The sequence below is a fragment of the Duffyella sp. Ts4 genome (assembly GCF_051851875.1).
Lineage (GTDB): Bacteria > Pseudomonadota > Gammaproteobacteria > Enterobacterales > Enterobacteriaceae > Duffyella > Duffyella gerundensis.
Window position 1 is genome coordinate 54,141 of record NZ_JBLYPN010000012.1, and the last position, 12,622, is coordinate 66,762.

The window sequence follows — 12,622 nt, forward strand, 5'->3', positions numbered from 1 at the left end:
CCGACAAAGGACGCTTCATGTTTTTAGCCATAGCACTGTTGGTCATCGGTTTGATGTTGCTTGTGTATGGAGCCGATCGTCTGGTGTTCAGTGCGTCGATTCTGTGCCGTTCATTCGGCATACCGCCGCTGATCATTGGCATGACCGTGGTGGGCATCGGCACGTCGCTGCCAGAAATGATCGTCTCTTTTTCGGCGGCGGCGCATGGGCAAATGAATATTGCCGTGGGTACCGCCATCGGTTCCAACATTACCAATATTCTGCTGATACTGGGCGGCGCGGCGTTGCTGCATCCTCTTTCCCTGCATTCGAATCTGATTCGTCGCGAATTACCGCTGATGTTGCTGGTGACGCTGCTGTGTGGATTGACGCTGTTCGATAATGAGCTTAGTCGGCTTGACGGGTTAGCGCTGATCGCCATTGCCGCGATCTATCTGCTCTTTATCATTCGCATCGCCCGTAAAGCGGAACGCGCCAACAACGATACCCTGACGCGGGAACAGCTGGCGGAACTGCCGCGTGATGACGCCAGCAATACCGTGGCGTTTCTCTGGCTGGCCGTAGCGCTGATTATTATGCCGATGTCGACCCGAATGGTCATTGATAACGCCTCGGTGATTGCTGACTACTTCAACGTCTCGGAGCTGGTGGTCGGCCTGACGTTAATCTCGGTGGGCACCAGCCTGCCAGAGCTGGCGACGGTGATTGCGGGCGCGCTGAAAGGCGAAGACGATATCGCTATCGGCAACCTCATCGGCTCTAATATCTATAATATCGCCATTGTACTGGGCATACCGGCGCTGATTCATCCCGGCCTGCTCGATACCGATATTTTTGCTCGCGATTACTGGATCATGCTTGGGGTAAGCGCACTGTTTGCCCTGCTCTGTTTGCAGCGCCGCCGCTGTATTGGCCGCCTCGCCGGTGCCCTGCTGCTTTGCGGCTTTATGGTTTGGGTCGCGGTACTCTGGCTGCAGCCAATGCAAACGCATTAATAAGGATAAAAGCGATGTCTCATCACTCTATCGAATCCGGCTTCGACTTTCAGCAGGCTGGCAGGGACGTTCTCGCCATTGAACGTCAGGGGCTGGAGCAGCTCGATCAATACATCAATGAAGACTTTTCCCGTGCCTGCGAAATGATGTTTTATTGCCAGGGTAAAGTTGTGGTGATGGGCATGGGGAAATCGGGGCATATCGGTAAAAAAATGGCGGCAACCTTTGCCAGCACCGGTACGCCAGCATTTTTCGTGCATCCGGCAGAGGCCAGTCATGGCGATCTGGGCATGGTCAGCGCCAACGACGTGGTGATTGCTATCTCCAACTCCGGCGAATCCAATGAGATTTTGGCGCTGATTCCTGTACTGAAGCGTCTGCACGTTTCGCTGATTTGCGTCACCAGTCGTCCGGAAAGCACCATGGGACGCAGCGCCGATATTCATCTCTGTGTAAAAGTCCCGCACGAAGCTTGCCCGCTGGGGCTGGCGCCGACCACCAGCACTACCGCCACGCTGGTCATGGGCGATGCGCTGGCCGTTGCGCTACTGAAAGCTCGCGGCTTCACCGCAGAAGATTTTGCCCTTTCGCACCCTGGCGGCGCGCTGGGCCGTAAGCTGCTGCTGCGCGTCAGCGATATCATGCATACCGGCGCTGAAATGCCGCACGTGACGCGTGATGCCTCGCTGCGCGATGCGCTGCTGGAGATCACGCGTAAAAATCTCGGCATGACGGTCATTGTTAATGACCTGCTGAAAATCGAAGGCGTGTTTACCGATGGCGACCTGCGTCGGGTGTTTGATATGGGCATCGATTTTCAGCAGGCGAGCATTGCGCAGGTGATGACGCCAGGCGGCATTCGCGTTCGCCCTGCTATGCTGGCGGTAGACGCACTTAATTTAATGCAGAGCAAAAATATTACCGCGATTATGGTCGCCGATGGCGATCAGCTACTCGGGGTTGTTCATATGCATGACATGCTGCGCGCTGGCGTAGTGTAAACGGGAAGCAAAAATGAGTAAGGAAAACGCAGTGGTTACCACCTGCTACGGCGACGTTTCTCAGGACGTGATGTCACGCGCACGCGAGATTAAGCTGTTGATTTGTGACGTTGATGGCGTGATGTCCGATGGGCAAATTTACATGGGAAACAGCGGCGAAGAGCTGAAAGCCTTTAACGTTCGCGATGGCTACGGCATTCGCTGTCTGCTGACCTCCGGCACGGAAGTCGCTATTATAACCGGCCGCAACGCAAAACTGATGGAAGATCGCTGTCAGACGCTCGGCATTACCCATCTTTATCAGGGACAATCCGATAAGCTTTTGGCCTTCGCTGAGCTTCTCGATAAACTGTCGCTACAGCCTGAGCAGGTTGCCTATATTGGCGATGACCTCATCGACTGGCCGGTGATGGCCCGCGTCGGATTGAGCGTCGCCGTGGCGGACGCGCATCCGGTGCTGTTACCACGTGCCCATTACACCACGCGCATTGCCGGCGGACGCGGCGCAGTGCGCGAAATTTGCGATCTGATACTGATCGCGCAGGACAAATTCGATGACGCCAAAGGGCAATCGGTATGAGTAAAAGCAGGCGTTGGATCACACTGTTACTGGCCCTGATTGCGCTGGTGTTGATTGGCTGGAGCCTCACAAATAATGAGGATGTGCAGAGCAATCCCTCCGCCAACGGCGAAGAGCCGACTTACACCAGTGCCAATTCAAAATCACTGGTCTACAACCCGGCAGGTTCGCTCAGCTATCAGCTGGTTTCCGATAAGGTCACCTATTTTTCATCCGATGGCGTCAGCTGGTTCGATAAACCCGTGATGACGACGTACGATGAGAACAAGGTGCCGACCTGGTCAGTTAAAGCGGATAAAGCCAAACTGACGCAGGATCGCATGCTTTATCTTTATGGTCATGTGGAAGTGAACACGCTGACGCAGGACTCTCAGCTGCAACGTATCAAAACCGACAATGCGCAGGTCAATTTGGTCACACAGGATGTTACGTCCGACGATCAGGTTACGCTGTGGGGCACCAGTTTTAACTCTACCGGCATGAAAATGCGCGGTAATTTACGGACGAAAAACGCCGAGTTAATTGAAAAGGTTAAAACCTCATATGAAATCCAAAAACAGCGTTAAATTATTGGTGGTTAGCGCGTTGCTGACCGCGAGCCTGCCGGCGTTTGCGCTGACCGGCGACTCGGAAAAGCCCGTAAACATCGATTCGCAGAACCAGCAGCTCGATATGCTGGGCAACGTCGCCACCTTTACCGGCAACGTTATCGTGACGCAGGGTTCGATCAAAATTACCGCGGATAAAGTGGTGGTTACTCGTCCTGGCGGCGATAGCAAAAAAACCGTGGTCGACGCTTATGGCGCGCCCGCGACGTTTTACCAGCTACAGGACAACGGCAAACCGGTCAAAGGCAACGCTTCAAAGATGCATTACGAACTGGCTAACGACTTTGTTGAGCTGACTGGCAACGCCTATTTAGAGCAGCTGGACAGCAACATCAAAGGCGATCGCATCACTTATCTGGTGAAACAGCAGAAAATGCAGGCCTACAGCGAAGGCAAAAGCAATCGCGTGACCACGGTGTTAGTGCCGTCGCAGCTGCAGGATAAAAACGGCTCCGCAAGCAGCCAAAAGAAGAGTAACTGATTCGTATGGCAACTTTAATCGCAGAACATCTGGCGAAAGCCTACAAAGGTCGGCGCGTTGTTGAAGATGTCAGCCTTGAGGTCAAATCAGGCGAGATTGTTGGCCTGCTTGGCCCGAACGGCGCTGGCAAAACGACCACTTTTTACATGGTGGTCGGCATCGTGCCGCGTGATGCCGGGCGCATTGTGATCGATGATGAAGATATCAGTATTCTGCCACTGCATGCGCGTGCACGCCGCGGCATCGGCTACTTGCCGCAGGAAGCCTCGATCTTCCGCCGCCTGAGCGTGTACGACAACCTGATGGCGGTGCTGCAGGTGCGCAACGATCTGACCACGGAACAGCGCGAGGATCGTGCTAATGAGCTGATGGAAGAGTTTCATATCGAACATCTGCGTGACAGCATGGGCCAGGCGTTATCCGGCGGAGAACGTCGCCGCGTTGAGATTGCCCGGGCGCTGGCTGCGAATCCAAAATTTATTCTGCTGGATGAGCCTTTTGCCGGTGTCGATCCCATCTCGGTTATCGATATCAAGAAAATTATTGAGCATCTGCGTGACAGTGGCCTTGGCGTGTTGATTACCGATCATAACGTGCGTGAAACGTTGGCGGTCTGTGAACGCGCCTATATCGTCAGCCAGGGCAGCCTGATTGCCCACGGTACGCCGGATGAAATCCTCGCCGATGAACAAGTTAAGCGGGTTTACTTGGGCGAAGAGTTCAGACTCTGATAAGGTGTTGGTAACCGGTATGTTTGTTTAGGAACGTTAATCCTGACTATGAAGCAAGGTTTGCAACTCAGGCTCAGCCAACAACTTGCGATGACACCGCAACTGCAGCAGGCGATACGTTTGCTGCAACTCTCTACGCTTGAGCTCCAGCAGGAGCTACAGATGGCACTGGAGAGTAATCCCCTGCTTGAGCAAGCCGATATTCATGAAGAGATAGATTCACGGGAAACCCAGGAAACCGAGGCGCTGGACACCCGCGAAGCGCTGGAACAGAAAGATATGCCGGAAGAGTTGCCGCTGGATGCCACGTGGGATGAGATTTACACCGCGGGCACACCTTCCGGCACCGGTACCGATTACCACGACGATGAGCTGCCCGTGTATCAGGGCGAAACCACGCAGACGTTGCAGGATTATCTGATGTGGCAGGTTGAGCTCACTCCCTTTACTGATACCGATCGCGCCATTGCGACCTCCATCGTTGATGCTATCGACGACACCGGCTATTTGACCGTCACGCTGGAAGAGATTCGCGATGGCGTAGGCAGCGACGATCTGGCGCTCGATGAAGTTGAAGCGGTGCTTAAGCGCATTCAACGCTTCGACCCCGTTGGCGTTGGCGCCCGCGATCTGCGCGATTGCCTGCTGGTTCAGCTGTCACAATATGATGCTGATACGCCGTCACTGAAAGAGGCGCGTCAGATCGTCAGCGATCATCTTGATCTGCTGGCTAACCACGATTTTCGCAGCCTGATGCGCGTAACGCGTCTGAAAGAAGAGACGCTGAAGTGCGCAATGCAGCTGATCCAGTCGCTGGATCCGCGCCCCGGCCAGTCAATTAATACCTCCGAACCCGAATATGTCATTCCTGATGTGCTGGTGCGCAAGATCGGCAACCGCTGGCAGGTCGATCTCAATGCCGACAGCCTGCCGCGTTTGCGGGTAAATCAGCACTATGCCGCGCTCGGCGGATCCTCACGCAACGATAGCGATAACCAGTTTATCCGCAGCAATTTGCAGGAAGCGAAATGGTTAATCAAAAGTCTGGAGAGCCGCAACGACACGCTGCTGAAGGTCACACGTTGCATTGTGGAGCAGCAGCAGGCGTTTTTTGAACAGGGCGAAGAGCACATGCGCCCGATGGTGCTGGCGGATATCGCGCAGGCAGTCGAGATGCATGAATCGACCATTTCGCGCGTCACCACGCAGAAATACTTGCACAGTCCGCGCGGCATCTTCGAGCTTAAATACTTTTTCTCCAGCCATGTGAATACCGAAGGTGGTGGAGAAGCCTCATCAACGGCGATTCGCGCGCTGGTGAGAAAGCTGATATCTGCTGAAAATCCCGCTAAGCCGCTGAGCGACAGCAAGCTGACTTCCCTGCTCTCCGATCAGGGCATTATGGTTGCGCGCCGCACCGTGGCAAAATACCGTGAGTCTTTGTCTATCCCACCCTCGAACCAGCGCAAGCAATTGGTTTGATCAGCAACGAGAAGGAAGACCTATGCAACTAAATATCACCGGGCAACACGTTGAAGTTACGGCTCCTCTGCGCGAATACCTCAACACCAAGTTTGCCAAGCTTGAGCACTACTTCGACCGAATTAATCAGGTTTACATTGTGCTGAAAGTGGAAAAAGTGATGCAAATTGCTGAGGCAACATTGCATGTCAATGGGGGTGAGCTACATGCGACAGCTGAAGCGGATGACATGTATGCGTCGATTGACAGCCTGGTCGATAAGCTGACTCGTCAGCTGAACAAGCATAAAGACAAACTCAAACAACATTAATTTTATAACCGCATGATGGATCAACGAACGGCAGCTTGGCTGCCCGACGCAAGGGGCGAATTTATTCGCCCCCTTTTTCCATTCAGGCAAAATGCCACCTCAGTTTTTGCTGCTTTTCCCGTCTTAAGGCGCGTAAAGTAAATGGCTGCATCCGTGGCACGTGAACACGTAAGTGAAACTATGATGAATAACGATCTGACCCTGGAACTCCGTTCTGTTCTTTCCATCGACTGTACCCGCAGCGGCGTACATTGCCAGAGCAAGAAGCGGGCACTGGAAATCATCAGCGAACTGGCGGCGAAGCAGCTGAACTTGCCGCACCAGACGATTTTTGAATCCATCCTGACGCGCGAGCGTATGGGAAGTACAGGCATTGGTAACGGCATTGCGATTCCTCATGGCAAGCTGGAAGAGGATACGCTGCGTGCAGTGGGCGTCTTTATTCGTCTCGATCAGCCCATTGCGTTTGACGCGGTGGACAACCAGCCGGTTGATCTGCTGTTTGCGCTGCTGGTGCCAGCAGACCAGTGCAAAACGCACTTACATACCCTCTCTTTGGTGGCCAGGCGTTTGGCCGATAAGAGCATTTGTCGTCGCCTGCGTGCGGCCCAAAGCGATAATGAGCTGTATGAAATCATTACAGAATCTCAGGATGAGTCGCAATCTTAATGCCGGGTTAAACAGGAGAGAGAATTCATGGTGCTGATGATTGTCAGTGGCCGCTCTGGATCGGGCAAATCGGTGGCGTTACGTGCCCTGGAAGACATGGGCTTTTACTGTGTCGATAACCTGCCGGTTGTGCTGCTTCCCGATTTAGCGTCATCGCTGGCGGAGCGAAATATCTCTGCCGCAGTGAGCATTGATGTTCGCAATATGCCGGAATCGCCTGAGGTATTTGAAAAAGCCCTCACCAGCCTGCCGGACAGCTTTTCGCCGCAACTGCTGTTTCTGGACGCCGACCGCAATACGCTGATTCGTCGTTACAGCGATACGCGTCGCCTGCATCCTCTTTCCAGTAAAAATCTCTCTCTGGAGAGCGCCATTGATGAAGAGAGCGATCTGCTGGAGCCTTTACGCTCACGCGCCGATCTGATCATCGATACCTCAGAGATGTCAGTGCATGAACTGGCTGAGATGCTGCGTACTCGGCTGCTGGGCAAGCGTGAGCGCGAACTCACTATGGTGTTTGAATCCTTTGGCTTTAAACACGGTATTCCCATCGATGCCGACTACGTTTTCGACGTGCGCTTCCTGCCCAATCCCCACTGGGATCCAAAGCTGCGACCGATGACCGGGCTCGATCGCCCCGTCGCTGCCTTTCTTGATCGCCATACCGAAGTGCACAACTTTATTTATCAAACCCGCAGCTATCTTGAATTGTGGTTGCCAATGCTGGAAACCAATAACCGCAGCTACCTGACCGTGGCCATCGGCTGTACTGGCGGTAAGCATCGCTCGGTTTATATTGCCGAACAGCTGGCTGATTACTTCCGTTCGCGTGGCAAAAATGTGCAGTCACGTCATCGCACACTGGAAAAACGCAAATCATGACCGTTAAGCAGACCGTTGAGATCAAAAATAAGCTGGGCATGCACGCACGTCCGGCAATGAAACTGTTTGAGCTGGTGCAGAGTTTTGATGCTGAAGTGCTGCTACGTAATGAAGCGGGCACCGAAGCAGAAGCCAGCAGCGTTATTGCGCTGCTGATGCTTGATTCCGCCCAGGGTGGACATATTGAAATAGAAGTACAGGGCCCGCAGGAAGAAGTGGCTTTAGCCGCAGTGATTGAGCTGTTTGAGTCGGGTTTTGACGAAGAGTGATATCGCGCACCGGCAGCCTTCCGGTGCGCGTGGGCCTACATCAGCTTGTGCTGAACCAGAAAACCTTCACCGCCTAACTGGCGCATCTGCTGCATAATCCACTGCTGACGCTGGCGAACGTAGGCGCCCGGCGCGTCGGCACGAAAGCGCAGCGGATTGGGCAATACCGCTGCCAGCAGCGCGGCTTCGGAAATGGTCAGCTTACTGGCGGGTTTGTGGAAATAACGCTGTGATGCCGCTTCCACGCCAAATACGCCTTCACCAAATTCAGCGACGTTGAGATAAACTGTCAGAATACGTCGCTTGCTCCAGACCGTTTCAATACCGACCGTTAAGCCAGCCTCCAGTCCTTTGCGCACCCAGCTGCGCCCATCCCATAAAAAAACATTTTTAGCCGTTTGCTGAGAAATGGTCGACGCACCGCGCATGCGCCCTTTTTCGCCTTTGTCGAGGACTGATTCAATTGCATCAACGTCAAATCCCCAGTGTGTCGGGAACTTTTGGTCCTCTGAAGCGATAACCGCCAGCGACATCCACGGCGAAATCTCATGAGTTCCTGCCCAACTGGAATGCGCAACGTAACTCACATCACCGGTCAACCAGGCCGCAAGCTGTCGTTCAACCATCACGGCTGAAAACGGTACCGGAACGAATGAAAACAGCAAAATGCTAGCAATCCAGATCGCTAATACAGAGAGCACTGTCCGTACCAGCAACCGTTTTATCTTCTCCAGCCTGCCTTCCTTATGTTTAGCCATGTTAACGCTTACCTTTCATGTTGCCGGAGCTTATCAATTACTGAACCTTTTGGAACGTTTAAGCGATGTTATGCATTGATTTTAGGTGAGAAACGCCTGGAGCGGAAGTGCAAATAAACGCCAACGGCATGCGTTGCGTTTGTAATATCTTGTCGTATCTCATGCACTTCCTGAAATAAGGAATCGGTTCCATGCCGTTTTATTAATCAGTACAACGCTTTTTGGTTTTAATGATTACGGTGAAGTCACTGCAAAACGAAACATTCACTTTTCTTATTTATCATGTTGCACCATAGAGGATAATCGTCATTGAAAAGTTGATAAATGGTGTAAAGAAAATCTGCCAGAGACGGCAGAACATCGTTAAACTCTGAGCAAGAAAGCTTATGATAACGATGGATAAGTGTTTTTTAACAGGTAGAAACTTACTTTGTTACGTGGAACATTGTTAAGCCACGGAGCCAACAGCATCGAAACGTTTCTTTATAGAAAAATCATGTTATTCAGATAATTACAAAAAAATAAAGTGGCTTATAACCTGCTGGCATTTGCATATATCCTGTGACGCAGATCCCGTAAGGGAAGCCTTTAACGGCATTTAACAAAATAATTACATTCGCTGAAATTTCAGGCAGAGAAATCAATAAAATGATTCACAGCTTGACTGTGTTGCCAAATTAATGTTTTCTGTACGGAGACGCTGCTCTACATCACAGATTTTAATCAATCTTGTCGCAGCGTTTTACATATTTGCTAAGGTATTTATCAGGCACTACCCAATACCAAACTGATGCCCTGTGATAACAGATATTAATAACGGCTTCAGTACCCTTTTCCCTGGTGTTGGCGCAGTATTCGCGCACCCCAGCTCAGCTGGGGTCATTTTTTTCTACCGTCTCAACCCACGCTTTCAACACGTCCACGTCGTTTCGCCACTCCTGGTTGAGCTCGTCGACCCACTCCTGAACATTGTCCCACCATGCAGGCAATTCCGGGCTTTGAATCTGTTTAGCGAGCTGCTGCAAATGCAGTAATCCCACGGCACCTGCCGCGCCTTTGATTTTATGGCCCTCTTCGGCAATGCCCTTTTGATCGCGCGCCATCATGTTAGAGTCCAGCACCGCCAGATATCCCGGCATCATCTGTTCAAACATCGCCAGGCTTTGACGAATTAACCCCGGCCCGACCAGGTCGATATACTGCTCCAGCACGGGAATATCGAGCAGCGTCAACCGGCTGTCCTCTTCCTCGATCTCAGTAACGTCACCGTCGTCATCATGATAATCCCAGTACTTCTTGATGATCGCCGTCAGCGCCGGTACCGCCAGCGGCTTACTCAGCACATCATCCATGCCCGCTTCCAGATATTCTCGTTTATCTTTGAGCACGTTAGCGGTTAATGCCACCAGCGGTGGCAGCTGCGCCTGAGGATGCTGACGATGGATTTCACGCGCAACGTCCAGTCCAGTCATATCAGGCAGTTGGATATCCAGCAGCACCAGATCAAACTCATCCACCTGGAACATACGCAGCGCCTCGCCGCCGGTCATCGCCACTTCTACGCTACAGCCGAGTTTTTCCAGCACCGAGCGCGCAACGACGACGTTGAGTTCAATATCCTCCACCAACAGGACGTGAAGTGCGGGCAGAGGCATCTCTTCTTCTGACTGTTCATCTTCCACTTCATCCGCAATCCGCGGTGCCTGAACGGTGACGGTAAAGCAGGATCCTGTGCCCGGCGCGCTTTGTACGGTGATATCACCGCCCATGCTTTGCGCCAGCCGCCGCGATACCGCCAGCCCGATACCGGTGCCGGTTGCCGGTTTGCCGCCGTGCTGGTCTTTCACCTGGTAATACATGGCGAAAATTTTATCCTGCTCATCCTGCGGAATCCCCATGCCTGAGTCGATGACATCAAAGCGTAGCGTTTCGTCCGGCTGATAATTGACCCGCACGACAATCTCGCCCTGTTGGGTAAATTTCACCGCATTGCCAATCAGGTTCCACAAAATCTGTCGCAGCCGGGTGCCATCAGTAATGATTTTATGCGGCACCGGCGATTCAGGCTGTAATACAAATTTCAGCCCTTTCGGCTGAGCCAGCAGGCCAGAGAGATTTTCAAGATCGGCGAGGAAGCCGGTAAAGTCCACCGGCTGATTATCAAGCTGCACCTTACGGCGCTCGATTTTGTCCATTTCAATCACATCGTTAAAGATGTTGCCCAGCGTAATAGCCGAGACGTGAATGGTCTTCAGATAATTTAGCTGCTCCTGATTTAGCTCGGTATCCAACAAAATACGACTCAGGCCAACGATGCCATTAAGCGGCGTACGCAGTTCGTGGCTGATCGTAGAGATAAAGGTGGTCTTCTCACGGCTGGCGTTCTCCAGCGCGTCCTGATAACGCTTACGTTCGGTAATATCGCGTCCAAAGCCCATCAGGCCACTGCGTTTGCCGACGCGATCGTAATAAGGCACCTTACGAATTTCGAAACAGGCTTTGCGGCCATCGGGATATTGCAGCCACTGTTCATAGGTGAGCGAGACATTATGACGAAACACCTTCTCATCGGTTTCCAGCACCTTAGTCGCCGCTTCATCATCATAGACATCTTCCGGCGTCAGCCCGATCAGCTGCTTTTCACTTTTGCCGGTCAATAATTCCATGGCGCGATTACAGCCGGAAAACTGCTTGTCGATGTTGCGATAAAACACCAGGTCAGGCGAGGCATCCAGAAATGAGCGTAAAAAAGAGGATTGCTGTTCAAGTTCGATTTGGGCCTGCTCGCGGCGCGCCATCTCTTCAGTGAGCTTTTCCATCGCCTGACGTCGCGCTTTTTCCGCCTTGATACGATCGGCGATCTCCTGATTCAGCTGGGTAATGGTGAGCTGCATCTGTTGGTTTAACTCAAGGTCGCGATTGCGCATCTCCTCCAGTTTATCTACCAGCCGCGCCAGGCGCTGTCGCGACTCTTCCAGTTGCTCCACCACCACAGAAAGAAAGTAGACCGCCCAGGGAGTAATCAGCAGGCCAAAAAAAACAGAACGTACCATGTCGATGCTTTCTACGTGACCGCGCAGCACCAGGGTCACCGCCATTTGCACAATCATCGCCAGCACCACCAGCGCCGATGCCAACAGCAGAGAAAAACGCACCAGGCCAAGTTTGACCATCAAATCAACATAGTACTGTGCCAAAAGGCGAATTTGTTTCATGATTAATCCCTGTTCAAAGCAAGTCACCATCATAGCGTATTTTATTATCGGCACCATTGACGCAAACCCGCGCCGTTGCACTCTTTAAGTGCATTGCCGGCTTAGTTTGCCTGCTGGCAACGCTCTGGAGACAAAGGGCTTGACTAATTATGATGACCGCTTACATTGATAACCCGCTCGTTTGTGAGCAATCTCGCTGTAATTCCACTCTTTTTGTGCAGTAACGCCGTTACCTGCGCCTGATTCTTATTTTCCGAACGAATAAAAATTCATCTTTTTCGCTGTTTTAATCACCCACTACGTAATTAATTTTACTAATGCAAAAACGCAGTTTGATTCAAAACGATGCCCGGGTGAAAAACAGATTGTTAGCAGGCAGCGACGCAGCTAATCAGTGTATTATGCTGTAAAACACGCCAGCACCAGCATGGTGCAGAGATTCCGGCGCTGCACTACAGTGGGACGATTCACTCTGCACCGAATTGAAATAGACCTTCGATTGCCACTAATTTCATCTTAAATACTTTTAAAATCAAAATCATACGCACACAAAGAGCGATAAACAGCTGATTAACGTCGCTATTTGACCTGTGTGCGCTTTCCCGATAAGTTGGAAATCCGCTGGAAGCTTTCTCGACGGA

At 52.1% G+C, this 12,622-nt stretch carries 13 protein-coding genes; 11 read left to right on the plus strand and 2 right to left on the minus strand.

Going from position 1 to position 12,622, the window contains the following annotated elements; all coding sequences use genetic code 11:
• Positions 1-17: 17 nt before the first annotated feature.
• The 11 genes from ACJY2L_RS15775 to npr all read left to right on the plus strand — a co-directional run bounded on the left by ACJY2L_RS15775 (position 18) and on the right by npr (position 8,008).
• Entirely contained in the window at positions 18-995 is a 978-nt protein-coding gene (locus tag ACJY2L_RS15775; RefSeq protein WP_067427504.1) for a calcium/sodium antiporter, read from the plus strand.
• 14 nt (positions 996-1,009) lie between these two features.
• On the plus strand, positions 1,010-1,996 hold the full coding sequence (kdsD, locus tag ACJY2L_RS15780; protein ID WP_439214453.1) for an arabinose-5-phosphate isomerase KdsD: 987 nt from the start codon (positions 1,010-1,012) through the stop codon (positions 1,994-1,996).
• Positions 1,997-2,009: 13 nt separating this feature from the next.
• On the plus strand, positions 2,010-2,576 hold the full coding sequence (gene kdsC, locus ACJY2L_RS15785) for a 3-deoxy-manno-octulosonate-8-phosphatase KdsC (RefSeq protein WP_439214454.1): 567 nt from the start codon (positions 2,010-2,012) through the stop codon (positions 2,574-2,576).
• A complete protein-coding gene (lptC, locus tag ACJY2L_RS15790; protein ID WP_439214455.1) occupies positions 2,573-3,142 on the plus strand; it encodes an LPS export ABC transporter periplasmic protein LptC in 570 nt (189 codons plus the stop codon). The genes kdsC and lptC overlap by 4 nt, the downstream gene beginning before the upstream one ends.
• The gene (gene lptA, locus ACJY2L_RS15795) at positions 3,120-3,665 is read left to right on the plus strand and encodes a lipopolysaccharide ABC transporter substrate-binding protein LptA (protein WP_439214456.1); all 546 of its coding nucleotides are present in this window, start codon (positions 3,120-3,122) and stop codon (positions 3,663-3,665) included. The genes lptC and lptA overlap by 23 nt, the downstream gene beginning before the upstream one ends.
• A gap of 5 nt (positions 3,666-3,670) precedes the next feature.
• Positions 3,671-4,396 carry an LPS export ABC transporter ATP-binding protein gene (lptB, locus tag ACJY2L_RS15800; RefSeq protein WP_067427492.1) on the plus strand — a complete coding sequence of 242 codons (726 nt, stop codon included), beginning with the start codon at positions 3,671-3,673 and terminating at the stop codon, positions 4,394-4,396.
• Between the two features lie 48 nt (positions 4,397-4,444).
• On the plus strand, positions 4,445-5,878 hold the full coding sequence (gene rpoN, locus ACJY2L_RS15805) for an RNA polymerase factor sigma-54 (protein ID WP_439214457.1): 1,434 nt from the start codon (positions 4,445-4,447) through the stop codon (positions 5,876-5,878).
• Positions 5,879-5,900: 22 nt separating this feature from the next.
• Positions 5,901-6,188 (plus strand): ribosome hibernation promoting factor, encoded by a 288-nt coding sequence (gene hpf / locus ACJY2L_RS15810; RefSeq protein WP_067427488.1) that lies wholly within the window; start codon positions 5,901-5,903, stop codon positions 6,186-6,188.
• A gap of 183 nt (positions 6,189-6,371) precedes the next feature.
• Positions 6,372-6,857 carry a PTS IIA-like nitrogen regulatory protein PtsN gene (ptsN, locus tag ACJY2L_RS15815; RefSeq protein ID WP_187485911.1) on the plus strand — a complete coding sequence of 162 codons (486 nt, stop codon included), beginning with the start codon at positions 6,372-6,374 and terminating at the stop codon, positions 6,855-6,857.
• A gap of 27 nt (positions 6,858-6,884) precedes the next feature.
• Positions 6,885-7,739 (plus strand): RNase adapter RapZ, encoded by an 855-nt coding sequence (rapZ, locus tag ACJY2L_RS15820; RefSeq protein ID WP_067427486.1) that lies wholly within the window; start codon positions 6,885-6,887, stop codon positions 7,737-7,739.
• Positions 7,736-8,008 (plus strand): PTS phosphocarrier protein NPr, encoded by a 273-nt coding sequence (gene npr, locus ACJY2L_RS15825; protein WP_067427484.1) that lies wholly within the window; start codon positions 7,736-7,738, stop codon positions 8,006-8,008. The genes rapZ and npr overlap by 4 nt, the downstream gene beginning before the upstream one ends.
• Positions 8,009-8,043: 35 nt before the next feature.
• Here npr and mtgA read toward each other — a convergent pair whose 3' ends face one another.
• The gene (gene mtgA / locus ACJY2L_RS15830; protein WP_067427483.1) at positions 8,044-8,766 is read right to left on the minus strand and encodes a monofunctional biosynthetic peptidoglycan transglycosylase; all 723 of its coding nucleotides are present in this window, start codon (positions 8,764-8,766) and stop codon (positions 8,044-8,046) included.
• Positions 8,767-9,635: 869 nt separating this feature from the next.
• Positions 9,636-11,981: an aerobic respiration two-component sensor histidine kinase ArcB gene (gene arcB / locus ACJY2L_RS15835; protein ID WP_067427481.1), complete on the minus strand. Its 2,346-nt coding sequence runs from the start codon at positions 11,979-11,981 to the stop codon at positions 9,636-9,638.
• Positions 11,982-12,622 lie beyond the last annotated feature (641 nt).

Coding starts and splice junctions, on each gene's coding strand:
- ACJY2L_RS15775 (WP_067427504.1), top strand. CDS start 18: ATGTTTTTAGCCATAGCACTGTTGGTCATCGGTTTGATGTTGCTTGTG.
- kdsD (WP_439214453.1), top strand. CDS start 1,010: ATGTCTCATCACTCTATCGAATCCGGCTTCGACTTTCAGCAGGCTGGC.
- kdsC (WP_439214454.1), top strand. CDS start 2,010: ATGAGTAAGGAAAACGCAGTGGTTACCACCTGCTACGGCGACGTTTCT.
- lptC (WP_439214455.1), top strand. CDS start 2,573: ATGAGTAAAAGCAGGCGTTGGATCACACTGTTACTGGCCCTGATTGCG.
- lptA (WP_439214456.1), top strand. CDS start 3,120: ATGAAATCCAAAAACAGCGTTAAATTATTGGTGGTTAGCGCGTTGCTG.
- lptB (WP_067427492.1), top strand. CDS start 3,671: ATGGCAACTTTAATCGCAGAACATCTGGCGAAAGCCTACAAAGGTCGG.
- rpoN (WP_439214457.1), top strand. CDS start 4,445: ATGAAGCAAGGTTTGCAACTCAGGCTCAGCCAACAACTTGCGATGACA.
- hpf (WP_067427488.1), top strand. CDS start 5,901: ATGCAACTAAATATCACCGGGCAACACGTTGAAGTTACGGCTCCTCTG.
- ptsN (WP_187485911.1), top strand. CDS start 6,372: ATGAATAACGATCTGACCCTGGAACTCCGTTCTGTTCTTTCCATCGAC.
- rapZ (WP_067427486.1), top strand. CDS start 6,885: ATGGTGCTGATGATTGTCAGTGGCCGCTCTGGATCGGGCAAATCGGTG.
- npr (WP_067427484.1), top strand. CDS start 7,736: ATGACCGTTAAGCAGACCGTTGAGATCAAAAATAAGCTGGGCATGCAC.
- mtgA (WP_067427483.1), bottom strand. CDS start 8,766: ATGGCTAAACATAAGGAAGGCAGGCTGGAGAAGATAAAACGGTTGCTG.
- arcB (WP_067427481.1), bottom strand. CDS start 11,981: ATGAAACAAATTCGCCTTTTGGCACAGTACTATGTTGATTTGATGGTC.